A 24,802-nucleotide genomic window follows, 5' to 3' on the forward strand; every position below is an offset into this window, starting at 1 on the left:
TACTCATCGCCGGCGGGCCCGCCGCGGCCGCGGCGGGCCCTGAGCCGGGTGTCGGCCACCAGGATCACCGCGGCCAGCACCGGGGCCACCGCCCCTACCGCCGTTACCAGCTGCATCGCATTCGTCCTCCCGTCCATGGCCCGCCTCGGCCGCTGGAAACGCCGGGCCGTGGGGGACGAGCCATCGCTTGTAAGAGGGCAAAACCAAGATCAATGAGAAGCCCGGTCCCGACTTTTTGTCGCGTCCAGCTCTCCTTGACCTTCCGACGGCATCCACGACGCGTCCAGGACGACGAGAACCCCGCCGAGTCATCCGGCGGGGTTCGTCCACGGCTCCCGATGCGAGATGCCGGACGTGGGGACGGCTGGCGAGTGGTGGTTCAGGCGACCGGTTCCAGCGGGGTGTTGTCGTTGAACTGGGTGCGGTAGAGGTCGGCGTAGCGGCCTCCGGCGGCCAGGAGATCGGTGTGGGTGCCGCGTTCGATGATGCGGCCCGCCTCGACGACCAGGATGACGTCGGCGGCGCGGACGGTGCTGAGGCGGTGGGCGATGACCACGGCGGTGCGGCCGTCCAGGGCTTCGGCCAGGGCCTCCTGGACGGCGGCCTCGGACGTGGAGTCCAGGTGGGCGGTGGCCTCGTCCAGGATCACGACGCGTTGCCGGGCGAGGAGGAGGCGGGCGATGGTGAGGCGCTGGCGTTCGCCGCCGGACAGGCGGTAACCACGCTCGCCGACGATGGTGTCGAGGCCGTCGGGCAGGCCCTCGATGAGGGTGTCGAGGCGGGCGCGGCGCAGGACGTCCCAGAGCTCGTCCTCCTCGGCTTCGGGGCGGGCCAGCAGAAGGTTGTCGCGGATCGACTCGTGGAACAGGTGGCCGTCCTGGGTGACCATGCCGAGGGTGTCGCGGATCGACTCGAAGGTGAGGTCGCGGACGTCGACGCCGCCGAGGCGGATGGCGCCGGTGTCGGTGTCGTAGAGGCGCGGGAGGAGCTGGGCGATTGTGGACTTGCCGGCGCCGGAGGAGCCGACGAGCGCGACCATCTGGCCGGGTTCGGCGCGGAAGGAGACGCCGTGCAGGACGTCGACGCCGCCGCGGGTGTCGAGGGTGGCGACCTCTTCGAGGGAGGCGAGGGAGACCTTGTCGGCGGATGGGTAGGCGAAGCGGACGTCGTCGAACTCGACGGCGACGGGGCCGTCGGGGACGGTGCCGGCGCCCGGCTTCTCGGCGACCAGGGGCTTCAGGTCGAGCACCTCGAAGACCCGCTCGAAGCTGACCAGGGCGCTCATGACCTCGACGCGGGCGCTGGCCAGGGCGGTCAGGGGCGCGTAGAGGCGGGTCAGCAGGAGGGCGAGGGAGACGACCGCGCCGGCGTCCAGGGTGCCGCGCAGGGAGAACCAGCCGCCGAGCCCGTAGACGAGGGCGAGCGCGAGGGCCGACACCATGGTCAGCGCGGTGATGAAGACGTGCTGCACCATCGCGGTGCGGACGCCGATGTCGCGGACGCGGCGGGCGCGGGCGGCGAACTCGGCGGACTCGCGGGCCGGGCGTCCGAACAGCTTCACCAGCGTGGCGCCGGGGGCGGAGAACCGCTCGGTCATCTGGGTGCTCATCGCGGCGTCGTGGGCGGCGGCCTCGCGTTCGAGGCGGGCCAGGCGGGTGCCCATGCGGCGGGCCGGGAGCACGAAGACGGGCAGCAGCAGGAGGGCGAGCAGGGTGATCTGCCAGGAGATGCCGATCATCACGGCGAAGGTGAGCAGCAGCATCACCAGGTTGCTGACAACGCCGGACAGGGTGTCGCTGAAGGCCCGCTGGGCGCCGATCACGTCGTTGTTCAGGCGGCTGACGAGGGCGCCGGTGCGGGTACGGGTGAAGAAGGCGACCGGCATCCGCTGGACGTGGTCGAAGACGGCGGTGCGCAGATCGAGGATCAACCCCTCGCCGATGCGGGCCGACAGCCACCGGTTGGCCAGCCCCAGCGCGCCCTCGGCGAGCGCGAGCAAGGCGATCAGCACGGCGAGCTTGACGATGGTGGAACTCGCGGAATGGTCGACGATGGCGTCGACGACCCGTCCGGCCAGCACAGGTGTCGCCACCGCGAGGACCGCCATCACAACGCTCAGTGCCAAAAAGGCGTACAGCAGCCGTCTATGAGGGCGGGCGAAGCGTCCTATTCTTCGCAGGGTCGCCTTGGAGAAGGGCCGACGGTCGTCCTTCGCGTTCATCGCGTGATGCAGGGACATCCACGCGGTCACTTCCATGTCCATCGTTCGCCACTCCGTTCTTAGAGGATCTCGCTAGAGCATCATGAGACCTCAAGGAACGTTGAGGTCAAGTGGTCGGCAGGTGTTCAGCATCGCTCATGGGTACGACACTGCGCGGTGAAGATCTTCTACGAAGGGCTGCATGTGGACATCGGCAGGGCGCGCATGGACACTCCCGGCTGCAAGAACGTGGCACATCTCAACAACGCGGGGGCGGCGCTGCCCCCGCGCCCGGTGATCGAGGCGCTGACGGAGCACCTCGCTCTGGAGGCGGCCATCGGCGGGTACGAGGCGGCCGAACAGAACGCGGCGGCGACCGAGGGCTTCTATACGGCGGTGGCGCAACTGATCGGGGCGAACCCGGACGAGATCGCCTATGTGGAGAACGCCACCCGGGCGTGGGACATGATGTTCTACGCCATCCCGTTCGCGCCCGGCGACCGGATCCTCACGACGACGAGCGAGTACTCCAGCAACGCGATCGCCTACCGCCAGGTGGCCGCGAGCAAGGGGGTCCGCGTGGACGTGATCCCGGACGACGCGGAGGGCACCCTGTCATTGGACGCGCTGGACGCGGAACTGTCGAGGGGCGATGTGCGGCTCGTGTCGCTGAACCACATCCCCACGCACAACGGGCTGGTCAATCCCGCCGCGGCGGTCGGACGGCTCTGCCGCGAGCACGGCGTCCTCTACCTGCTGGACGCGTGCCAGTCGGTCGGGCAGCTCACCGTGGACGTGGACGAGATCGGCTGTGACATGTTGTCGGCGACCGGCCGCAAGTACCTGCGAGGCCCGCGCGGGACGGGTTTCCTCTTCGTGCGGCGCGGAATCCTGCTCATGCTGGAGCCACCGTTCCTGGACCTGCATTCCGCGACCTGGAAGGCTCCGGACGGCTACGAGATCCGTGAGGACGCCCGCCGCTTCGAGACATGGGAACGGTACGTCGCCGGGCAGATCGCCTTGGGAGTCGCCGCGCGCTACGCGTCCGAGGTGGGCATCGAGGCGATCCAGGACCGGGTGACGAGCCTCGCCGGCCTGCTCCGCGAGCGGCTCGCCGCGCATCCGCGGACGTCCGTCCTGGACAAGGGGAAGAGGCCGTCGGGAATCGTCACCTTCACCGTGGACGGCCACGACCCCGCCGCCATCAAGAAGGCGGCGCGGGAGCGCGGCGTCAACGTCAACACGACGAGCCCGCGCTCCCAGGGTTACGACACGAGCGCGCTTCCCAGCGCGGTGCGGGCGTCCGTCCACTACTACAACACCGAGGAGGAGATCGACCTCCTCCTGACCGCCCTCCCCCGGTGAGCCGAGGGCGCGCCCGGCGACGGGCGCGCCGTCCGGTCACCCGTTCGAGCGGGCGGCGCTGATGTCGGCGAGGGCCGAGCCGGAGTCCCTCTCGATCGCGAGGTCACCGATGGACACGATGCCCACCGGACGGCCGTCCTCCAGGACCGGGAGGCGGCGCACCGAGCGCTCCCGCATGACCTGCGCGGCCTTGTCCGGGGAGTCGTCGGGACCGATCGTGGCGGTGACGCTGCTGGCGATCGCACCGATCTTGGCCCGGCTCGGGTCGCCGCCCGCGGCGAGGCCGCGGACCACCAGGTCGCGGTCGGTGACCAGGCCCATCAGATCATCGTCCTCCGCGATCACCAGGACGGCGCCGATGTCCTCGTCGCGCATCGCGCGCGCCACCGTGACGAGGTCGAGGTCCGGGGACACGGACGTCGGGGAGCCGGTCATGATGTCGCGGATCTTCGTGGCCATGCTCACTCCTTGAGTCGTTTCTCCGGACCCGGGACGGGTCGGGCCCTACCCGGCAGGAAACGGCTCACTCCCGGAACTGGGAGAACAGCTTCTCGGCGGCCGCGCCGTCCCAGACGACCCGGGCCGGGTCCTGGGGCGCGGGTCGCACCGGGGCGGTGGGCGCGCCAGGCGCGGCGGGCACCCCCGTAATGGGCATACCAGCCGAAGCTGCGGTCATCGCTGACACCATGGCATGCGGACCGGACTTCCCGTGGGGACTGTGTCAGCGGTGTATCTCCGCAACCCCGCACCCGGGTTCACGACGGCGCGCGAAATCAAGATCACTAATGCGTAACGAAGTGAACCTTCCGGCTAAACTTCGCATCCTTCAATGTGCACGGGGGTTGACGGTGAAGGAGCGCGCTACCTGCGGGTCGGCCTGTCCGCGTGTCGGGAGACAGAGACGAGGAGGGTCTGGCCGTGGCCGACGCCCAGCAGGAATCGGAGCACGCCGTCCGGCCGGACACCGTCGAGGACCCGGCCCCCGGGCAACAGGCTCCCCCGGACGAGATCGCTGAGGAAGAGACCGCCGAGGACGTCACGTCCGAAGACGTCACGTCCGAAGACGCGACCGACCCGCAGGCTGCCGAGGAGGTCGCGGCGGAGGAGCCCGCGGCACCCAGACCGGAGCCGGCGCGCGCCGGGACGGCGGAGTTCCGCATCCCGAAAGTCGCCGAGCCGGAGGCACACGAGGAGACGCCGGACGAGGCGTCCCAGAAGAAGGCCGCGTCGCTGACCAGGCCCGACATCTCCGTCCGCAAGAGTCCGTCGCCGACCGTCCAGGACACCCCCGTACAGATGCGGACGCGCGAGGAGCCCGCCTTCGCGCCCGCGCCCGACCCCGCGCCCGAGCCCCCGGCGGAGCCGCCCCAGCCTGCGCCGCCGGTGCAGGGGCCGTGGGAGGCGGCGATGCCCCCACAGGCCGACCCCGGACTCCCGGGAACTCGGTCGTCCGGGCAGTGGACGGTCCCGTGGGAGGGCCAGGCCCCCGCGCGACCAGCCCAGACACCGCCGACGCCCGCACCGGCGCCCGCACCGGCGCCCGAACGCGCAGCACCAGTACCACCCGCACCCGCAGCGCCCGAACCCGCAGCGCCTGAACCACTGGCGCCCGTGCCCCCGGCACCCACGCCGCCGGTCGGCGCGGCGGCGCACGAGGCCGCGGGGCGACCCCGCCGGGGGCGGCGGCCGCTGGTCATCGTGCTGGCGGCGGCGGTGCTGGTCGCGGGGGTGGTGACCGGGCAACTCGTCCGGCCGGCACCCGACCCGACGCTTGAGATGACGCTGTCCTCGGCGGCCCGGCACACGTTCCCTGGCGCGGCTCCGGCGCTGCCGTGGCCGGCGCAGGGGCAGTCTGCCGTCCACGTGGAGGGGCTCGGGGCGATGGGGGCGTCCGGCGGGTCGGCACCGACGCCGACCGCGAGCGTCGCCAAGGTGATGACCGCGTACGTGTACCTGCGCGGCCATCCGCTGCGGCAGGGCGAGCCGGGCCCGGTGCTGACGGTGTCGCCGCAGGCGGCGGCGCAGATCCCGGCGCGCCGCAAGCGGGAGGAGTCGCTGCTCGGCGTGACGGCGAACCAGCGGCTCACCCAGCGCAAGGCCCTCGAAGCACTGATGATCATCTCGGCGAACGACGTGGCGCACGAGCTGGCGCGCTGGGACTCGGGTGACGAGGCGGCGTTCGTGGCGAAGATGAACGCGACGGCGCGCGAGCTCGGCATGACCAGCACGACGTACACCGACCCGAGCGGCTACGACTCGCGGACGGTCAGCACGGCCGCCGACCAGGTGAAACTGCTGCGCGCGGCGATGAAGGTCCCGGCGTTCGCAGAGGTCGTCAACCATCCCGCCTACGTTCCGGCCGAAGGCGGCTCCCCGCGGCCGGGCGGGAACATCCTGCTCGGGCAGTACGGCGTGGTCGGCGGTAAGACCGGCTACACGGACGCGGCGGGCGGGAACTTCGTGTTCGCGGCGCGCAAGAGGGTGGCGGGGGTGACGACGCTGATCGTGGGCGCGGTGATGGGACAGCGGTCCACGAGCGCGATGGCGGCGGTGACCGCCGGTCAGCATCTCGTCGCGGCGGCCGAGGGCGCGCTGACGGCGGCGACGCTGGCGCCGGCGAACGCCAGGGTGGCGCGCATCGACGACGGGCTCGGGGGCGGGGCACCGGTGCGCGCCGCGTCCGCCGTGACCGTGGTGGGGTGGCCGGGGCTGACGGTGCCGGTCGCCGTCCAGGGCGACCCGCCCCGGCAGGGCGCCACCGGCGACCAGGTCGGGTGGATCACCGCGGGCGCGGCGAAGGTGCCGTTGAAGCTCGACCGGCGCCTGGCCAAGCCGTCGCCGCTGGAGAAACTGATCCGTATCGGCTGACCGGCGGGGACGGCTAACCCGCGTAGAGGGCCGACAGGTAGCGGACGAGGAGCTTCTCGCGGGTGGCGAGGGGCAGCGCGTCCAGGACGGTGTTGACGACGGCCAGCCCGGAGCCGACGTCGCCGACCGCGTCGAGGAGGCCGGCGAACCCGGCGTCGTCCAGGTCGTCGAGATCGAGGGCGGCGACCGCCTCGGTGAGGCCGGGCGGGACGTCGGGTGGTCCGGCGGCGCGGGCGGCCTTCGCCGCGTCGGCAAGCGCGGCGAGGAGCGCCTCCACGTCGCTGACGCCGGTCAGGGTGAAGTGCAGGTTGGCCGGGATGCCCTGGTAGGAGAGCTGCGGCTGGAAGAACCAGCCGCGGGCCCGCGCCTCGTCGGCGAGGACGAAGACGCCGAGCGCCGGGTCGTCGGAGGCCACGGCGACGAGGGGGACGGCGGGCTCGCCGAGCACGCGCAGCCCGGGGATGTCGGCGACGCCCGCGATGAGCCTCTCGGCGGCGGTCATGGCGCGGACCGCGAGGTCGCGGTAACCCTCCGCACCGACCGCGTTCAGCGTCGCCCAGGCGGCGGCGAGCGGACCGGCGCCCTTGCTGCTCTGGACGGTCGCGTTGATGACCGTGTAGCCGGGCCATCCGGCGGACGCGAAGTAGGCGTGGCGGCGCAGCGACTCGTCGGCGAACAGCACGACCGAGGCGCCCTTGGGGGCGTAGCCGTACTTGTGCAGGTCGCAGGAGAGCGAGGTCACGCCGGGCACGGACAGGTCGAACGGCGGGACGTCGCGTCCGGCGTCCCGCAGCCAGGGCAGCACCCAGCCGCCGACGCAGGCGTCCACATGGCACAGGACGCCGGCGGAGGCGGCGATGGCGGCGATGTCCTCGACCGGGTCCAGCACGCCGTGCGGATAGGACGGCGCGGACGCGACGACGAGCACGGTCCGGGGCGTGATCGCGGCGCGGACGGCGGACGGCACGGCCCGGAACCCGGCGTCGACCGGGACGGTGGCCACCTCCATACCGAGGTAGTGCGCGGCCTTGTGGAAGGCGGGGTGCGCTGTCACGGGCAGGACGATCTGGGGCCGTTCCCCGACCGGGCGGGCGTCCCGCGCCGCCTTCACCGCCAGCATGATCGACTCCGTGCCGCCGCTGGTGAAGATGCCCGTCCCGCCGCCGAGCCTGTCCGCAACCGCGGCGACGACCTGCCGTTCCAGCGTGACGACGCTGGGGAAGGCCGTCGGGTCGAGGCAGTTGACCTCCAGCATCTCCAGGTAGGCGCCCGCGGCGAGGTCGTGCACGGCGTCGCGGCCGGTGTCGTAGACGTAGGCGGTGACCTGGCCGCCGCGCACGGGCAGGTCCGCGTTGCGGAGCCGGGCGAGTTCGAACCGCAGGTCGGCGGCGGTGCGGCCGGTCTCGGGCAGGTGGTCAGACGACATGGGTGCTGGCCTCCTCGGTGGTGCGTCGGTGGGCGGCGGCCCGGCTGCGGTAGGCCAGCAGGGGCGGAATGCTCAGCAGCAGGAGCAGTGCGGGGACGAGCGTGAAACCGGCGGTGAGGCCGGTGAGCGCCGAGCCGGGCTGGTGGACCGGGCTGTCAAGGTCGGACGACCGGAACGACACCAGCGCCAGGATCAGGGCGAACACGCCGGGGCCGAGGGCGAGCGCGCCGGTCTCGGCGGCCGTCCAGAGGCCGGTGAACGCGCCGGACTGCGCGTGCCCGCTGCGTCCGGCGTCGGCGTGGACGGTCTCGGGCAGCAGCGACAGCGGCAGGAGTTGGACGCCCGCGTAGCAGACCCCGGCGACGGCGGTGAGGGCGAGGACGGTGGCCGTCGAACCGGAGGTGACCGCCGGGTACAGCGCGACGGCCGCCACGGCGAACAGCAGGAGCGCGAGCAGGTAGCAGGGGACGTGGCCGTGCGTGCGCGACAGCCGCCGCCACAGCGGGACGGCGAACGCGCTCGGCCCGACCATGCACACGAACATCGCCGAGGTGAGCCCGTAGTCGCCGAGCCGGTACGTCGCGACGTAGGGTGCGGCCGCCAGCATGACCGCGAGGGCCAGCGTCTGCGGGACATAGGAGGCGAGCAGCGCGAAGAACGGCCGGTTGCCGCGTGCGACGCGCAGCGCGGCGGCGAAGCCGAGCGACCGCGGCCCCGGGCGGGACGGGATCCAGCGGGTGGACAGGGCGCTCGCGACCATGGCGGCGCCCATCGCGGCTCCGACGACGGCGCCCATCAGCGCGTGCCCGGCGCGTCCTCCCCCGGCGGAGTCCGACAGCGCGGGGGCGAGGCCGCCCGCGAGGAGGATCCCGAGCGTCAGGCACACGACCCGCCACGCCATCGCGCGTCCCCGCTCGGACGGCGCGCCGGAGATCTCGGCGGGCAGCGACACGTACGGGACCTGGAAGCACGCGAACGCGCTGGCGGCGAGCAGGAACATCACGCCGGTCCAGGCCGCGGCGAAGCCGGGCGAGTCCACGGGCGCGGCGAACATGCCCGCGAACAGCACCGGCAGGGCCAGCGAACCGGTGAGCAGCAGCCGGGTGCGGCGGCCGGTCCGGACGGCCTCGCGGTCGCTGGCGGCGCCGACGACGGGGTTGAGTAACACGTCCCACGCCTTCGGGACGACCAGCACGACACCGGCGACCGCGGCCGTCACCCCGAGCACGTCGGTCAGGTAGTACAGCAGCAGCAACCCCGGGACGGCGGAGAAGACGCCGGTGCCGACCGACCCGATCCCGTAGCCGATCAGATGCCGCCGGGACAGGACGTCCGTCACCGCGCGTCCCCCTCCGGAAGGCGGAGCGCCGTGGTGACGAGGCGGCGCAGATGGGCGCGGAACCGGGCCAGCTCGCGGGGGTCGTCCATGCCGCGGCGGCGCCCGTCGGCGTCCAGGACGCCGCCGTTCCCGAAGCCGTGGGTGCACCAGATGACGGTCCACGCCACGTACTCGACGTCGATGTCGTCGTCGACGGACTTGCCGACGGCGCCGACGACCGTCTCCATGAGCGGCCGGACGTAGAGGTCCTCCAGGTGGGCGACGTCGGAGGCGTCCGACAGCCAGCGGTGCATCCACAGCGCGGGGATCTCCGGATGCTCGGCGCAGAAGTCGACGTAGCGGTCGAGGAGCCGCAGCACTCCCGCCGCGTCCGGGGTCAGGCCGGCGAGCGCCGATTCCAGTGCGGACCGTTCGCGCTGGTGGGCGCGCTCCATGACGGCCAGGTAGAGGTCGCGCTTGCCGCCGACGTGGTAGGCGACCGTGGCGATGTTGAGCCCCGCCGCTTCGGCGATCATCCGGGTGGAGGTGCCGTCGTAACCGAGGGCGGCGAACAGCCGCGTCGCGGCGTCCAGGATGCGCTCCCTGCCGGGGTCGCTGGTCATGCGGCACACCGTAAGTGCCTGCCGACATTTCGGTCAATCGCTTGATGGAGAGTGTTAGCTGCGGTGCAGGTCAGGTGCAGCACGTCAGGCGCGGCGCACGTCAGGCGCGGCGCGCGCTCGGGCCGGCGAACACGGCGGCGGCGCCGAGACCGAGGTAGATGGCGCCGGTCACGTACCGCTGGCGGCGCTGGAAGGACGGCCGGGCGCGCAGCCACGCGCCGATCGAGCCCGCCGCGACCGCATAGGTCAGATCGGCGATCAGCCCGATCGAGCTGAGGACGAGTCCGAGCACCACGATCTGCGCCGGCACGGCGCCCGCGTCCTGGTCGACGAACTGTGGCAGGAACGCCAGGAAGAACAGCACGACCTTCGGGTTGAGGACGTTCACCAGCATGCCGTCGAGGTAGACGCGCAGCGGCGTCTGCGGCCTGATCCGCATCTCCTCGCGGTCGTCCCCGCCGCGCAGCGTCCGGTAGGCGAGGTACACCAGGTAGGCGGCGCCCGCGTAGCGCAGGGCACCGAACGCGGTGGCGGACGCGGCGACGACGGCCGACAGTCCTGCCGCCGCTGCCGCGACGTGTACGAGGGTGCCGGTCTGGACGCCGAACGCCGACAGGATCCCGGCCCGCCGTCCTTCACCGATGCTGCGGGTGGTGATGTACAGGTGGTTGGGCCCGGGGACGGCGACCAGCGTCACCGCCGCGAGGAGGAACAGCAGGGGGTTCGTCACCGTCGCCACGCTAGGGGCGTGATGGTCCGATCAGCAGGGCCAATGGGTGCCGCGGAAACCGGACCAATCACGTTCCGGTGGCGACCATCGCCCCCGCGAGGACGAGCCGTCCGGACGTGCGGACCATCGCGGCGACCTCCTCGACGGGGCGGCGTAGCGACGCGAGGCTGAGCAGGGCGGCGAGCAGGATGTGGCCGAGGACGAGCTCGACGTCGTCGCGCTCGGGCAGCGGGTCGCCGATCGCCGCCGAGAGCCGGTCCCGCACGAACAGGAACAGCACGGTGCGGGCGTCGTCCACGCTGGAGTCGTCCGAGGTCACAGCCTGGATGATGGCGGAGGTCAGCGCCGGCTCCGCGGCCGCGACGAACACGATCCGCTCCAGCAGCGCGGTCAGCCGCTCGATCGGGGTGTCGCCGACGGCGAGCGCGTCGATGTCGTGCGTGACGCGGTGCGCCCAGGTGGCGGCGACCTCGGTGAGCAGGTGATCCTTGGTGGCGAAGTACCGGTACACGGTCGCGCGGGCGACGCCGGCGCGGTCGGCCACGTCATGCATGGTGACGGCGGGGTAGCCGCCTTCAAGCGCGAGTTCGCGCGCCGACTCGATCAGCCGCTCCCGCCTGGCCTGCTGATCCTTGGTCAGCCTTCGCGTGACGGTGAACCGCCCATCGCCGCTCAATGCGCCTCCTCGCCGTACTCCCCCCACACTCTCCCGCATATCTGTCCCGAGCACCGCAAATTGCTGGTTCACGCTTTTCGCGGCGAACCATTCACCTACGGAGGCCTGCGGGCACGGCAACCGGCCCGTTCGGTCCTCCCGGCCGGGGTGCTGGAAGGACCGGACAGGCCCGTGCGGGCGGGTCAGGCGGCGCTCTGCCGGCGCCGTTCAGCCCATTGGAGGGAGTGGCGGATGGCATCCTCGATCGTGTACTCGGGCTGCCAGCCGAGCAGGTCCCGCGCCTTGGCCGGGCGGACGAAGGCGCCCACCACGTCGCCTGGACGCGCGGGGGCGTCCTCGACCTGGAAGCCGTCGCCGACGACCTCGCGGAAGGCGGTGACCAGTTCCCGGACGGTGGTGCCGTCGCCCGTCCCGAGGTTGATGACCTGGTAGCCGGTGCGTCCGGCGGGCTGGAGCGGCGGGATGACCGAATCGAAGCGGGTGGCCGCCTCGCAGAAGGCGCGGGCGATGTCCCAGACGTGGATGTAGTCGCGGATGGCCGTGCCGTCGCGCGTGTCCCAGTCGATACCGGTGATCTTGAAGGGGACGTCGTTCTCGTAGGACTCGATCATCTTGCCGAGGGCGTGGGTGGGCTTGCTGTTCTGCAGGCCCGTCCGCAACCGCGGGTCCGCGCCGATCGGGTTGAGGTAGCGCAGCGAGATGACGCGCAGACCGTAGGCTCGGGAGAGGTCCTCCAGGAGGAGTTCCGCCATCATCTTCGAGCGCGTGTAGGGGTTCTGCGGCTCCAGCGCAGAGGTCTCGGAGACCGACAGGTCGTCTTCGGGGCGGTACATCCCAGCGGTGGACGCGAAGATCATCCGGTCGCATCCGTTGCGGATGAGATGCCCCGCGAGCTCCAGCGTCTTCGTCAGGTTGACACGGTAGTAACGCTCGGGATCGGTCATCGAGTCCGGCACCACGATGAGCGCGGCGCAGTGCACCGTGACGGCGATGTCCGGATGAGCCAGGAAGATCTGGTCGAGGAGTTCACCGTCGCCGATGTCCCCCTCATAGAAGATCTTGCCCTTGGTGAACTCCTGCCTGCCGGTGATCAGGCTGTCGAGCACCACGGGCGTGATCCCGCGCTCCGCGAAGGCGGAGGCGATCGTGCTTCCGATGAACCCGGCTCCTCCTGTGATCAGGACTTTCATGCGGCATCCCCGTTCTCGGATCGTCACGCTCAGGATCAGCAGCGAACGCACCGTGGTCAACGGTCGTTCCCGGGCTGACCGGCTCCGGTCGAGCGTGAACCCCGGACCGCTCCGAGGCGTCCGCGCACGGCTCTTTCCGGTGGCCACGAACGGCCGGTGACGAGTACAGCGTTTGCAGGATCCGCTCGGCCCGCGCAACGTTCATGGTCGGGGAATGCAACCCATCCGCGTCCTGATCGTGGACGACCACGCGCTGTTCGCCGAGGCGCTGTCCGCCCGGCTACAGCGCGAACCCGACCTGGTGATCCTTCCCGTCGCCGCGGACGTGCGGCGCGCGCTCGCGCTGGCCGCCACCGAACGCCCCCGGGTGCTCGTCCTCGACATGACCCTGGGCGCCGAGAGCGGCCTGGACGTCCTGGACCGGGTTCGCAGATCGCATCCGGAGGTCCGGGTGGTCGTGCTGACCGCGATGGACGATCTGGACACGCTGGTGCAGGCGGTCCGGCGCGGGGCGGTGGGGTGGCTGTCGAAGACCGAGAGCGCCGACCTCGTCGCACGGGTGATCAGGTCGGCGGCGCGGCAGGGCGGCTGGATCCCGCCCGACCTGCTCGGCGAGGTGCTGCGCCGGCTCCAGACCGGCGCGGCGGAGCCGAACGGCGGCGCGCGGTTGCTGGCGGCGCTGACGCCGCGCGAGCGGGAGGTGCTCCAGTGCATGGTCGACGGGCTCGGCCGCGCCGAGATCGCCGAACGGCTCGGGCTGTCGGCCAACACCGTCCGGACGCACACGCAGAACCTGCTGGCGAAGCTCGACCTGCACTCGGCGCTGGAGGCCATCACCCTCGCGATGCGGGCCGGGATGCGCCCGCGCGGCTGATCTCTGATGCAAACGGCGTAGTGCAGGGTCGTCGTTTGGGCGATTTCCGGGGGAATCGGGCTTTCTACGCTCGGCCCTGACGAAGCCGGAGGGTGGATCGTGGAGATCGACGAAGTCGCCGCGCGCGTAATTCGTACCTACTGGGCGCTCCTGCTGGTCATGACGGTCGCCCCACTGCTGCTGGTGGGGATGTTCATGAGCGGTCAGGATCCGCCGGCCGTCGCGGAGTCGCGCCTCCAGGCGAGCAGCAGAGCCACCGACGCGGCCCCCGGCGACGCGGGCGTGAGCATCGTGGTCAGCCAGGTGAAGGCGTTCGCCACGAGCCGGAACCTGCTGGAGGACGTGCTGCGCAGGCAGGGCGTGCACCGCTCGCCGGAGAAGATCGCGAAGGCGATCGGGGTCACCGGGCTCGGGACGTCCACGGTGGTGCAGCTGTCGGTGAAGGACACCGACCCCGAAGTGGCGCGCAAGCTCGCCGACGCCATCGGCGTCGAGGTCGTCAAGGAGATCAACGAGTCGAACCAGGGCTCGATAACGAACCAGATCACGAGCATCGACAAGCGGGTGCGGGAGCTGGAGAAAAGGCTCGGCCCGCTGTCGCGGCGGGCGGGGGCTCAGCCCAACCCCGACATCGGCGCCGCGAACGAACGGGAGCGGGTGCAGGCGGAGCTGACGGACCTGCGGTCGAACCGCTCGGACCTGCGCGCGCAACTCTCGGCGGCGGGGACGGCGTCGGTGGTGCAGCCGGCGGTGCTCGCACCGAAGACGAACCCGGTGGTCATGATGTCGGTCGTCGCGGGCCTGGTCGGCCTGGTCGGCGGAATCCTGATCGCGGTGGTGACGGAGATGGTCCGTCCCACCATCCCGGGGCAGCGGCGGGTGGCCGTGCGGCTGGGCGTGCCGCTGCTCGGCTGGGCCGACCGGGGACCGGCGGAGCTCGCCGACCTCGGACGGCGGATCAGGCTGGCCGCGCGGCGCAAGGGCGTCGTACGGGTGGCGCTCGTGGGCACCTCGGGCCCGCTGCCCGCGGCGCTGGTGTCCTCGGTCGCGGCGGCGGTGTACGGGGACGCGACGAAGGTCGTCACGACTCGTTCCGGACGCGCGGACCCGAACGACGGCGCGGGCGACGGCGCGGGCGGGGGAGCGGGCCACAAGGCCGGGCCCAAGCCCGAGGGCACGGACGACGGCGAGGCGCCGGCCCCACCGTCCGCCAACAGTTCCGGGCCGGGGCGGAGGGGCAGCACCTCGGTCGTCCGTGCCGGCGGTGGCACCACCGTCCTGACGAAGAAATCCGGTGCGGCGGTCTCCCCCTCGGAGGTCACCCAGCCGGTACCGCTTCGGGCGCTGTGCCATGTGCACGCGTTCGAGGACATCGATCCGGGCCTCGACGACGAGGTCGGCGTGGTCGCGGTGGTCGGGCCGGTGACGCCGGTCTCGGGGCTGGACGAGGTCCGCGACCTCGTCGCGGCATCCGGCTGGCCGCTGCTCGGGGTCGTCGCCACGTCCAGCAGGAAGACAACGCGCAAGAGGGGGTAGCCGGATGAGCCGGACAACGGTTCCGTTCACCGTCCCGTCGTTCGCCGGGGAGGTGTCGGACGCGGTCGTGAAGGTGCTCGACTCGGGGTGGGTGACCACCGGGCCGCAGACGGCGGCGTTCGAGCAGGACTTCGCCGATTTCCTGGGCGCGCCGCACGTCGTCGCGGTCGCCTCGTGCACGACGGCGCTGGAGCTGTGCCTGCGCGCCATGGACCTGCCGCCGGGGTCGCAGGTCCTGACGCCGAGCCTGACCTTCTGCGGCGCGATCAACGCGATCCTGCACGCCGGGCACCGGCCGGTACTGGTGGACATCGACGAGGACACGCTGGTGCCGAGCCCGGAGACCGTCGCCGCGGCCGCCGCCCGGACCACGCCGCGGGCGATGATCGTCCAGAACCAGGGCGGATACCCGGTGGACGTGCCGGCGCTCGCCGCAGCGGCCGGGCTGGACCGGACGCGGGTCGTCGAGGACGCCGCGCACGGCCCGGGGGCGGCGCGCGAGGGCAGGCCGGTCGGGTCGGAGTCGTTCGCGGCGTGCTTCTCCTTCTACGCCACCAAGAACATGCCGATCGGCGAGGGCGGCGCGATAGCGACGGTCGACCAGGACCTGGCCGACCGGGTGCGGGCGATGCGGCTGCACGGGATGAGCAAGGACTCCTGGAAGCGGTACCTGCCGGGCGGAAGCTGGCGGTACGACGTCAAGGACATCGGACTCAAGGCGAATATGACCGATATCCAGGCATCGATCGGGCGTGCGCAGCTCGCGGCGCTCCCCGCCTGGCAGCGGGCGCGCGGCGAGCTCGTCGCCCGCTACGACGAGGCACTGGACGGCCTGCCCGGCCTGACCCTGCCGCAGCGCAAGCTGGACGGCGTCCAGCACGCGTGGCACCTCTACCAGGTGCGCGTCCCCGAGCGGGACGCGCTCATCGCCGAGTTGGAGGCGGCGGGCGTCGCGACGTCCGTGCACTTCATCCCGGCCAGCCAGATGACCTCCTACCGGCAGATCCTCGGCGCGCAGGAGTGCGAGCGGGTACCGGTGACCGACCGGGTCGCCGAGGAGCTGCTGTCACTCCCGCTGTACCCGGGGCTGTCGCCCGACGGCCAGGACCGTGTCGTCTCCGCGCTCACCGAGGCACTGCGGGCCCGGGACTGACCGTGCGCCGATTCCTGCCCCACCTCCCCCGCAGGGCCCCCGGCCCCTGCTCGGCCCCCCGCCCGGACCCCGTCCCGGTCGCGGCCGGACCGCTCGCCCTGCTGATGGGACGGGACGAGGTCGTGCTGGCCGGCGGGCGCGGGCGGCGGCTCGTCCGGGGCCGGCGCGTGCTGGTGACCGGCGCCTGCGGGACCGTCGGGTCCGCGCTGTGCCGGCAGGTGGGATGGCTCGCCCCGGCGGAACTGTGCCTGGTCGACAAGGACGTCCGGGGCCTGGCGCGGCTCAGAGGCGAGCTGGCCGGGAACCTGGAGGGGGGCATCGCCGGGCTCCTGGACGCGGACACGGTCACGCTGGCCGAGGCCGACGTCCGGGATGAGCGGCGCATCGACGAGGTCATCGCCGCGGCCCGTCCCGACCTGCTGTTCCACACGGCGGCGCAGCACGAGCTGGCGAAGGTCGAGGTGGACCCGTGCCGCGGCGTCGCCGACAACGTCCTCGGCACCCGGCACGTGGTGGACGCCGCCGTCCGCCACGACGTGGCGCGGCTCGTGTTCGTCTCCTCCGACAAGGCCGCCGACCCGACCTCGGTGTTCGGCGCGACGATGCGGCTCGGGGAACTGCTGCTGCGGACGGCGGCGGGCGGCCCCACCTGCTTCGCGGCGGTCCGGGTCGGGACCGTCATCGGGGAGGCGGCGTCGCTGCTGGCGCTGCTGGCGCACCGGATCTCCTGCGGCGAGACCATCACCGTCGCGCATCCGGAGGCGGCCCGGCACCTGATGACCGTGGCGGAGGCCGCCGGACTGCTCATCGAGGCCGCGGCGCTGGCCGAAGAGGCCGAGACGTTCGTGCTCGACATGGGCAGCCCCGTCTCGGTGGTCGACCTGGTGCACCGCTACGCCGAACAGCTCCGGCTGCCGGAGGTGACGATCCGGTTCAGCGGCCTCGGGCCGGGCGAGAAGCTCGCGGAGAAGACGTTCGCCGACTCCGAACGCCGGATCCGCACCGTCCACCCGAAGATCTGGGCGACCCGCCCGGCGCCGCCGCCCGCCGGGCTGCCGCTGCTGCTCGACGCGCTGGAGGCGGCGGCCGAGGCCGGCGACGCGCCGCGGGTGCGGCTGCTGCTGCGCCGGCTGCTGCCCGAGTACCACCCGATCCGGCGGCCCCGGCCGGCCGGCGGCTCACCCCTCCCCGACGCGGGGCCGGGCCCCGACGTCCCCTGTCTGTGAGGTGCCCGTGACCAGTGGCAGCGCGACCGGCGACCGCAAGCTCCGGGTCGCCACGGTGATCACCCGTTTCAACGGCGGCGCGGGGCAGGTGGCGCTGAACGGCGCGCTGTCCCTGCCCGACGGCGGCTACGAGCGCGCGATCGTCACCGGCGGCGTCGGCATGGACAGCAGCGCCTCGTCCCGCACGGAGACCGTGCTGTACGGGGAGGCGGCGGTCGCGAACGCCGCCGCGGGGGATCTCACGCCGCAGGCGCACGCGGCCGGCATGGAGATCGTCCAGGTCGGGCCGCTGGTGCCGCAGATCTCACCGCGCGACGACCGGGCCGCGCTGCGCACCCTGACCCGCGTGCTGGCGGAGGGACGGTACGACGTCGTCCACACCCACAGCGCGAAGGGCGGCGTGATCGGCCGCGTCGCGGCGGCGCGGGCGGGCGTGCCGCGCATCGTCCACACCTGGCACGGCTTCCCGTTCCACGAGTTCCAGTCGTGGGCGCGGCGCCGCGCCTACATCCGGCTCGAACGGGTCGCGGCGAAGCACACCGACGCGTTCCTCGCGATCGGATCGGAGACGGTGACGACCGCGCTGCGGCTCGGCCTCGCGACGCCGGAACGGATCCGGCTGTCGTGGCCCGCCGTGGACGTGGACGCCTACGCCACCGCCCCCGGTTCCCGCGCGCACGCCCGGCGGCGCCTCGACCTGCCGCTCGGCGTGAAGGTCGTCGGCTCGATCGGCCGGCTCACCTTCCAGAAGGGGCCGGAGATCTTCGTCAAGGCCCTCGCGCGGCTCCCCGACGACGTGTTCGGGCTGTGGGTCGGCGGCGGCACCATGGCGGGCGAGCTGGAGCGGCTCACCGCGAAGCTCGGCGTCGGCGAGCGGATGCGCTGGCTCGGCCACCGTGACGACGTCGCCGCCGTGCTGCCGGCGTTCGACCTGATGGCGATGTCCAGCCGGTGGGAGGGGCTGCCGTGCGTGCTGGTCGAGGCCATCGGCGCGGGGATCCCGCTGGTCGCGACGGCCGTCCCGTCCAACCAGGACCTGGTGCTCGCGGGCGAGACGGGGCTGCTCGTCCCGCCCGGCGACCCCGAGCGGCTGGCCGGGGCGATCTCCGCACTGCTGGACGACCCGTCCGCCGCCGCGCGGATGGCCGAACGCGCCCGCGCCCGCGTCGGTGACTGGTTCTCCCCCGCCCACCTCGGAACCGTGCTGGACGAGACCTACCGGGGCGTGTCCGAGCGTCCGTTCCGGCGCTGAGAAGACAGAAGGACCGATGACCGCCACCCTCCACGCGCCCCCCGCCACGGACGCGACGCCGGACGCCGCACCCGGCGCGCCGGCGCGGCGGCGGTGGCGGTTGACCGCGGTGGCCCTCGTCGTGGGCATCGCCTCGCTGCCGATGCTGATGCCCGCCGGGCTGCCGCCCGGCCCCGGCAACACCGGGCTACCGGACCTCGTCCTCGTCGGCGTCACCGCCGTGACCTTCCTGTGGGCGGGTTCCGGACGGCTGCCGCTGCGCTGGCCGTTCCTGCTCCCCACGCTCCTGACGATCATCGCCGGCGGGATCGCCTCGCTGGCGAACGACGCGGGCGTGCTGACGCTGTTCAAGGACCTGTTCGTCCTGCTGTGGGCCGTGTGCGTCGCCAACCTCGGCCGCGACCCCGCGCTGCTGCGGCTCGCCCTGCGCGCCTTCGTCTGGATCGGCACCTGCTACGCGGTCGTCATGATCGTCGGGTTCGTGCTCGGCATCGAGGCGCTGTCGGGCAAGCAGATCGACGGCGAGCGCGCCATGTTCACCTTCGGCGACGCCAACTACGCGTCCAACTGGTTCATCTGCGTCTTCTTCATCGCGCGTGCGTCACGCTTCCCGGAAACGGCGTGGAAACGGTACGCGGTGTGCGGAATCCTCCTGGCCGCCGAACTGCTGACGGGCTCCAACGGCGGCGCGCTCGCGCTCGGCGCGGCGGTGCTGCTCGGGTTCCTGTTCCGGCTGTTCCGCGAGGACCGCGCGCACCACGCGATCGCGGCCGGGACGCTCGCGCTGTTCGTCGGCGGCGGGGGCATCGCGGCCCTCAGCCAGATCGACATCCAGCCCTACCTCGACCAGGCCAGCCAGGCGTCGCCGATCCTGCGGGACTCCATCGGACGGACGACCGGGGAGAGCACCAACTCGCGCAGCACCGTCCTCGCCACGACCGTCCACATGATCGAGGACCAGACGCACCCGTGGGGCATCGGAGCCGGGCAGACCGAGTCGCAGATGCGGGTCCAGCAGGAGACCTACGTCCGCGAGGCGCACAACGACTACATCGCCTCGGTCCTGGAACGCGGGTTCCTCGGCGGCATCGCGCTGATCCTGCTGGTCTTCATGCTGTTGCTCAAGTGTGTGCGAATCGCGCGGCGAGACGCACTGACCAGCGAGTACGCGCGGCTAGTCCCGCACCCGGAACTGTTCGGCGCCCTCGTCGCCGTGTTCCTCATCTCCGGCCTGTTCTACGAAACCCTGCACTACAGACACGGCTGGGCCTTCTTCGGCCTGATAGCCGCCCTAGACCTCTTCGGACGCTCTTCCAATGCGCCGCCCTCGGCGTCGGGCGTGGGACGCCCTCCTTCAACGGGCACCGCGGCGATCACTGCATCGCTCCGAACTCGCCCTGGAGGGCTCGCTTCGCGATCAGGTTCTCGCAAGCTCGAACCTGGCTTCGCACGCGATCGCAGCGTCCGGGAGCACCAGACGACCGAAGCGGCCACGACCGAGGTCGGAAGGGTCCGTAATAGACTGCTTAGGCTTGTCGCCGGCAACATGGCGGGACGGGTCGGTGCGCTGGCCTCGCTCGGCATCGCCACCATCCTGGTCGCGCGGATCGGCGGGCCGAAGCTCGTCGGCGCGTTCACGCTCGTGCGGATCCTGCCGGGTCTGCTGTGCCAGTTGTCCAACGCCGGGCTGCCCGCCGCCGCACCGTTCTTCCTCGCCAAGGACGACTACGACCAGAGCCGGGTGCGGCCCACCCTGGCGTGGCTGACGGTCATCGGCGCGGTCATCGGCGGGCTCGGCTGGCTCGCGCTCAGCCCGGTCGTCCACCTCGTGTTCTTCCAGTCGTTCGGGTTCTGGATCACGCTCGCCGCCGCCGTCCCGGCCTTCACCCAGGGGTTCGTGTCGGTCGGCAAGGGGCTGCTCCAGGGAACCGGCGACCAGCACGGCGCCAGCCTCGCCATCGCCGTCGAGGAGTTCGTCTTCCTGCCCATCTACCTGGTGATCCTCACCGGCTGGTACGGGCCGGGGGCGCTCATCACCGGGCTCGTCCTCGCCGACGTGGCCGCCACCGCGTGGATCGCGCGGCGGCTCGCCGGGCGCGGCTTCTTCTCCGGCTGGGGCCGGCCCGATCCCCGGCTCGGCCGCACCATCTCCGGGTACGGGTTCCGCGGCTACCTCGGCCAGCTCATCGACCTGCTCCAGCTCCGGTTCGACATGGCGCTGCTCGGCGCGCTCGCCGGGCCGAAGGTGCTCGGCGTCTACACGGTCGCGAGCAAGTTCGCCGAGCTCGTCCAGCTTCCGGGGCTCGCGGTCAACTACGTCCTGTACCCCGACTTCGCCAAGGAGGACCGGGCGACCGCGACGCGGCGGACCGCGCGGCTCATCCTGCCCGCGCTCGGCATCTCCGTCCTCGCGGCGCTGCCGCTCGCGCTCATCGCCGGGACGGCGCTGCCCTGGGTGTTCGGCGACGTGTTCGATGACGCGGTCGCACCGACCTACATCCGGCTGGCGGGTGTCGTCACCTTCGGCGTCACCGGGCTCGTCATGGCCTACCTGTACGGCGTCGGACGGCCCGGCGCCGCCTCCACCGGGCAGGGCATCGGCCTGCTGGTCGTCGTCGTGCTCGGCGTGATCCTGATTCCGGCCCACGGCGCGGTGGGCGCCGCCATCGCCACATCGGTGTCCTTCGTCGCCACCACGGCGGCGCTGCTGGTGTGGTTCCGGCACGTGAGAGACAAGGGGTGACCATGTCCGAGGACCACGCCGGGCTCGCCACGCGGCCGGTGGACCCGTCCGACGGCGTCGCGCCGTCCACCGGCCGCCGCGTGCTGGACGTCGCGGGCGCGCTGAGCGGGCTGCTGCTGCTGAGCCTGCCGTTGCTGCTCCTCTACGCGCTCGTGCGGCTGACCAGCCCGGGTCCCGGCGTGTTCCGGCAGACCCGCGTCGGGCAGGGCGGACGGCCGTTCACGATGTACAAGTTCCGGACGATGCGGCAGGGCGTGGGCGGGCTCACCGTCACCGCCAACTGCGACCCGCGCCTCACCCGGGTGGGCAAGCTGCTGCGCCGGTGGTCGCTGGACGAGCTGCCGCAGCTGGTGAACGTGCTGCGCGGCCAGATGACCCTCGTCGGGCCGCGCCCGGAGACCTACGACCTCGCCGTGCACTACGACGCCCGCTGCCGCTGGATCTTCGACCACCGGCCGGGCCTCACCGGGGTGTCGGAGGTGCGGTTCCGGGACTTCGACGTGCTCGGCCCCGGCGAGGAGGTGGACCTCGTCAACTACATCGAGCGGATCGTCCCGGCGCGGGTCGCGGTGGACGCCGTCTACCTGCGCGACCCGTCGCTCGGCGCGACCTTCCGCGCCATCATCGACACCGTGCGGCACATCCTCGGGTTCACGCTCCCGCCACTCCATGCGCCGCCGCTCCATGCTCCTCCACTACATGCTCCTCCACTACATGCGCCTTCATCCCATGCGCCTCCGCTCCAGGCACCGCGGGCGGAACCTGTGAAGGAAGGCGAGCATCGGGAAGGGTGACCATGCACGTCCGGTTGAGGATCGCCGCCGTGGTGGCCGCGTTCGTGCTGGTGGTGGGGTTCCTGCTCGGCGTGCGGAGCCGCTCGTCCGGCGGCTACGAGCCGTACCGTGGGCCGCTCGCCTCGCCCGGAACGCCCGCCGCGAAGGCCGGCACGACCCGCCGCGTCGCGCTCAACACCGATCCCGCCGACTATCCCCGGCTGAAGGCGCTCGGCTACGACCTGGTGGACGTCAAACCCGACGATTCACTCGTCGCCGGCGTCCCGGAAGGGATGCAGGCACTGCTGTGGGTCGGCAACTTCACCTGCGGCGACTTCGAGCTGGACTACGAGGCGTTCACGCGGGCGGTGCTGCGGTTCGGCCGCGACCCGCGCGTGTACGGCTGGTACCTGTCGGACGAGCCGAACAGCGGGGAGTGCCCGCACGTGGCGCGGGAGATCCGCCGCCGCGCCGACTACATCAGGGGGCACGCCCCCGGTCAGGTCTCGTTCATCTCGCTCACCGACTGGCCGATGAAGCCCGTCGCTCCTGCGAGCGTCGGCGTCGACCTCGTCGGGCTCGACCCCTACCCGTGCAAGGGCTCGGCGCAGACCCGCGAGGAGTGCAACATCGACGCCATCGACCGGATGGTCCGGATGGCGGACGACGCGGGCATCCCGCGCCGCAAGGTGGCGCCGGTGTTCCAGACGTTCGGGCAGGGCTGTTCCCAGGGCGACAAGCAGTACTGGTTGCCGACCGTGGACCAGCTCCGGGCCATCCTCGCCCGCTGGGACCGGCTCGCGCCGCGCCCGCCGCTGGAGGTCTCCTACTCCTGGGGTCGCCAGAAGGAATGGGCTTGCCCGTCGCTTTCGGACGCTTCGGGCGGAGCACATCCCGACCTCCAGAGCGTGATGAAGGCCCGCAATACCCGGCGTTGACGCCGTGATCTGGTGTGAAATGTCAGGGTTTGTCGGCCACCGCCGGTTTCTTGTCCGGGACGGCGAATTCCATCGACCCCACTTTGAGCGCCAGAACTTCCATCAGACCAACGACCAGAACGAACGCGACAGCCAACAGGCCGAGCTTCTTGCGGTTCACTCCCCGCGCACCCCTTCAAACCCCCAATAAGCAGGTGAAAAACTAACACAACCCAACGAAAAACCCGGGCCGGACACGCGGTGAGACGCGCGCCCGGCCCGGGCCCGGGGGGAGGGCTCGGGGTCCAGAAGGACCTAGATGGGGACAAAGGGGGCGAGGAGGGACAGAGTCCTAGGAGACGCGGCGGCTGGTGAGGTTCGCGGCACGGGCGTTCACGCACGCCCCCGTCGCGAGGTCGAAGGCGAAGTTGTGCGCCAGGCAATGGACCCGCCCGTCCCGGACGACCGCGCCGATGGACAGGTCCTCGCCCGCGTGCGGGCAGTAGCGCGGGATGTCGTAGCGCCCGCCGCGCCAGTCGACGATGATCCGCTCGGTCTCGTCGCGCCCGGTCTCGTACGCCTCGACGGCCAGCAACGCCGGCGCGTTGGCGTGCTTGAGCAGGCCGACCAGGTGGTCGTTGTAGACGTCGGGGTCACGGTAGAGGCTGAGCCGGAAGGAGATGAGCAGGTCCTCCCACGCCAGCCTGCCGCTGAGGACGCCCTCCAGCCAGCGGCCCGCGGTGGTGATGCGGTAGTGCGGGCGGGTGCCCGCGGTGGCCTGCGACACCGTCAGCCCGTCCGGCGAGAAGTCCACGTCCCACAGCCCGCCGTGCGGGCCCGTGATCTCGAACTGCACCACCATGGCGATCTGCCGGAGGAAGTAGTCGCTCAGGCCGCCGAGATGCTCGAAGTGCGCGGCGAACCGGTCGAACAGGCCGGGGCCGGGCTCGGGGTTCTCCGCGATCACGGCCGCGATGAACGGGGCCCGCTCCGCGGCGTACTGCCTGAGGTACTCCGCCCGGCCGGCGTCGGCGAAGGAGAAACCGGCCGAGACCGGGTCGCGGACGATCTCCCCGGTGTCGAGGTCGATGGAGTCGCCCGGCTTGAAGTGGTCCCACCGCTGCGCCGGCAGGTGCTCGCGCAGCCACGCCGTCGCCATCTCGGGGTCGCAGAACGCGCCGTCCTCCTGGTCGAGGACCCAGTTGAGGTGCGCCACCTCCTCGTCCAGGAAGCACGGCGGTCCGGCGAACGGCACCGCCAGTTCCGGCGCCGTCTGCCGGACGAGTCGCTGCACGGCGCGGAGCTTGGACACCCGCTTGTCCCTGGAGACCGCGGCCATCTCCTCGGCCGGGTACTCGTAGCAGATCGGATGCCAGGACGCGCCGGCGGTCTGCAACGCCATCAGCTCCAGCCGCCCGCCGGCCAGGTGCTTGGCCCGGCGGGCCTGCGCGGCGGTGAGCCGGGCGTCGTTGCAGTGCAGGAACCCGTGACCATCAACGACCATCAGGAAAGCCGCGTCATGACACATCGGGGAGAGCTCGGGAATCGCCGTGATCCAGGAACCTCGATTGTCCAGTGAGAATTTCTCCCAGGCGGGCAGCTCGATTACCTGGCGTCCGCCGGCGGCCGCCACCATGCGTTCGCGGAAGGCAGGCCCGGGGTAGCGGGGAATGAGGATCCGGGTGCGCGCCGGAAGCCGCTCGATGACCCAGGGGTCGAAGTGGTCCAGGTGCTCGTGCGAGACGGCGACCCAGTCCGCTTCGAGCAGCCCCGCGGTGTCGAGATGATCGTTCCTCGGATACTGGTGCCAGGCTCCGAGAAAGGCCCCGGTTGGAGCGAGCCACGGGTCCGCGAGCAGGTGGAATGCCGCCGCCTCCACCGCCACGCCCGCATGCCCGAGAAAAGTGACCGTTGGCATGGGTAGACTGTCTC

21 protein-coding genes are annotated in these 24,802 nt (G+C 72.1%); 10 read left to right on the top strand and 11 right to left on the bottom strand.

Annotated elements, in window-relative coordinates; genetic code table 11:
- Positions 1–379 precede the first annotated feature (379 nt).
- On the bottom strand, positions 380–2,263 hold the full coding sequence (locus tag AMA02S_RS06915; RefSeq protein WP_067453300.1) for an ABC transporter ATP-binding protein: 1,884 nt from the start codon (positions 2,261–2,263) through the stop codon (positions 380–382).
- A 114-nt stretch (positions 2,264–2,377) separates the two neighbouring features.
- On the opposite strand from AMA02S_RS06915, the gene AMA02S_RS06920 reads away from it, so the two are divergent.
- A complete protein-coding gene (locus tag AMA02S_RS06920; protein WP_369688376.1) occupies positions 2,378–3,565 on the top strand; it encodes an aminotransferase class V-fold PLP-dependent enzyme in 1,188 nt (395 codons plus the stop codon).
- 36 nt (positions 3,566–3,601) lie between these two features.
- Here AMA02S_RS06920 and AMA02S_RS06925 read toward each other — a convergent pair whose 3' ends face one another.
- Together AMA02S_RS06925 and AMA02S_RS41445 are read right to left on the bottom strand one after the other, a co-directional pair.
- A complete protein-coding gene (locus AMA02S_RS06925; RefSeq protein WP_067453303.1) occupies positions 3,602–4,024 on the bottom strand; it encodes a CBS domain-containing protein in 423 nt (140 codons plus the stop codon).
- Positions 4,025–4,088: 64 nt separating this feature from the next.
- The gene (locus tag AMA02S_RS41445) at positions 4,089–4,241 is read right to left on the bottom strand and encodes a hypothetical protein (protein ID WP_157430429.1); all 153 of its coding nucleotides are present in this window, start codon (positions 4,239–4,241) and stop codon (positions 4,089–4,091) included.
- 209 nt (positions 4,242–4,450) lie between these two features.
- On the opposite strand from AMA02S_RS41445, the gene AMA02S_RS39980 reads away from it, so the two are divergent.
- The gene (locus tag AMA02S_RS39980) at positions 4,451–6,433 is read left to right on the top strand and encodes a D-alanyl-D-alanine carboxypeptidase family protein (RefSeq protein ID WP_067453305.1); all 1,983 of its coding nucleotides are present in this window, start codon (positions 4,451–4,453) and stop codon (positions 6,431–6,433) included.
- A 13-nt stretch (positions 6,434–6,446) separates the two neighbouring features.
- Here AMA02S_RS39980 and AMA02S_RS06935 read toward each other — a convergent pair whose 3' ends face one another.
- From AMA02S_RS06935 to galE, 6 genes are all read right to left on the bottom strand, one after another.
- Positions 6,447–7,859 (bottom strand): pyridoxal phosphate-dependent decarboxylase family protein, encoded by a 1,413-nt coding sequence (locus tag AMA02S_RS06935; RefSeq protein WP_067453308.1) that lies wholly within the window; start codon positions 7,857–7,859, stop codon positions 6,447–6,449.
- Positions 7,849–9,198 carry an MFS transporter gene (locus tag AMA02S_RS06940; protein WP_067453311.1) on the bottom strand — a complete coding sequence of 450 codons (1,350 nt, stop codon included), beginning with the start codon at positions 9,196–9,198 and terminating at the stop codon, positions 7,849–7,851. The genes AMA02S_RS06935 and AMA02S_RS06940 overlap by 11 nt, the downstream gene beginning before the upstream one ends.
- Positions 9,195–9,800 carry a TetR/AcrR family transcriptional regulator gene (locus AMA02S_RS43980; RefSeq protein WP_067453314.1) on the bottom strand — a complete coding sequence of 202 codons (606 nt, stop codon included), beginning with the start codon at positions 9,798–9,800 and terminating at the stop codon, positions 9,195–9,197. Before AMA02S_RS43980 ends, AMA02S_RS06940 begins: the two co-directional genes overlap by 4 nt.
- Before the next feature lie 100 nt (positions 9,801–9,900).
- Complete coding sequence (locus tag AMA02S_RS06950; RefSeq protein WP_084264847.1) at positions 9,901–10,530, bottom strand: LysE family translocator; 630 nt, start codon at positions 10,528–10,530, stop codon at positions 9,901–9,903.
- 67 nt (positions 10,531–10,597) lie between these two features.
- Entirely contained in the window at positions 10,598–11,206 is a 609-nt protein-coding gene (locus tag AMA02S_RS06955) for a TetR/AcrR family transcriptional regulator (RefSeq protein WP_067453320.1), read from the bottom strand.
- Between the two features lie 182 nt (positions 11,207–11,388).
- Positions 11,389–12,396, bottom strand: coding sequence for a UDP-glucose 4-epimerase GalE (galE, locus tag AMA02S_RS06960; RefSeq protein ID WP_067454001.1), 1,008 nt, complete (start codon positions 12,394–12,396; stop codon positions 11,389–11,391).
- 214 nt (positions 12,397–12,610) lie between these two features.
- On the opposite strand from galE, the gene AMA02S_RS06965 reads away from it, so the two are divergent.
- From AMA02S_RS06965 to AMA02S_RS07000, 8 genes are all read left to right on the top strand, one after another.
- Positions 12,611–13,270, top strand: a complete 660-nt coding sequence (locus AMA02S_RS06965; protein ID WP_067453323.1) for a response regulator — start codon at positions 12,611–12,613, stop codon at positions 13,268–13,270.
- A 99-nt stretch (positions 13,271–13,369) separates the two neighbouring features.
- On the top strand, positions 13,370–14,806 hold the full coding sequence (locus AMA02S_RS06970) for a GumC domain-containing protein (RefSeq protein ID WP_067453326.1): 1,437 nt from the start codon (positions 13,370–13,372) through the stop codon (positions 14,804–14,806).
- Between the two features lie 4 nt (positions 14,807–14,810).
- Complete coding sequence (locus tag AMA02S_RS06975; RefSeq protein WP_067453329.1) at positions 14,811–15,959, top strand: DegT/DnrJ/EryC1/StrS family aminotransferase; 1,149 nt, start codon at positions 14,811–14,813, stop codon at positions 15,957–15,959.
- Between the two features lie 2 nt (positions 15,960–15,961).
- Positions 15,962–17,185: a polysaccharide biosynthesis protein gene (locus AMA02S_RS06980; protein WP_067453332.1), complete on the top strand. Its 1,224-nt coding sequence runs from the start codon at positions 15,962–15,964 to the stop codon at positions 17,183–17,185.
- A gap of 7 nt (positions 17,186–17,192) precedes the next feature.
- The gene (locus AMA02S_RS06985; RefSeq protein ID WP_067453335.1) at positions 17,193–18,437 is read left to right on the top strand and encodes a glycosyltransferase; all 1,245 of its coding nucleotides are present in this window, start codon (positions 17,193–17,195) and stop codon (positions 18,435–18,437) included.
- A gap of 16 nt (positions 18,438–18,453) precedes the next feature.
- On the top strand, positions 18,454–21,180 hold the full coding sequence (locus AMA02S_RS06990; protein WP_067453338.1) for an O-antigen ligase family protein: 2,727 nt from the start codon (positions 18,454–18,456) through the stop codon (positions 21,178–21,180).
- A 2-nt stretch (positions 21,181–21,182) separates the two neighbouring features.
- The gene (locus tag AMA02S_RS43425) at positions 21,183–21,974 is read left to right on the top strand and encodes a sugar transferase (protein WP_067453341.1); all 792 of its coding nucleotides are present in this window, start codon (positions 21,183–21,185) and stop codon (positions 21,972–21,974) included.
- A complete protein-coding gene (locus AMA02S_RS07000; RefSeq protein ID WP_157430430.1) occupies positions 21,971–22,891 on the top strand; it encodes a hypothetical protein in 921 nt (306 codons plus the stop codon). Before AMA02S_RS43425 ends, AMA02S_RS07000 begins: the two co-directional genes overlap by 4 nt.
- 22 nt (positions 22,892–22,913) lie before the next feature.
- Here AMA02S_RS07000 and AMA02S_RS41455 read toward each other — a convergent pair whose 3' ends face one another.
- Together AMA02S_RS41455 and AMA02S_RS07005 are read right to left on the bottom strand one after the other, a co-directional pair.
- Positions 22,914–23,051 (bottom strand): hypothetical protein, encoded by a 138-nt coding sequence (locus tag AMA02S_RS41455; protein WP_157430431.1) that lies wholly within the window; start codon positions 23,049–23,051, stop codon positions 22,914–22,916.
- 171 nt (positions 23,052–23,222) lie between these two features.
- Positions 23,223–24,788, bottom strand: coding sequence for a Rieske 2Fe-2S domain-containing protein (locus AMA02S_RS07005; RefSeq protein WP_067453348.1), 1,566 nt, complete (start codon positions 24,786–24,788; stop codon positions 23,223–23,225).
- Between the last annotated feature and the right edge of the window lie 14 nt (positions 24,789–24,802).

Source organism: Actinomadura macra NBRC 14102 (assembly GCF_001552215.1).
Taxonomy (GTDB): domain Bacteria; phylum Actinomycetota; class Actinomycetes; order Streptosporangiales; family Streptosporangiaceae; genus Spirillospora; species Spirillospora macra.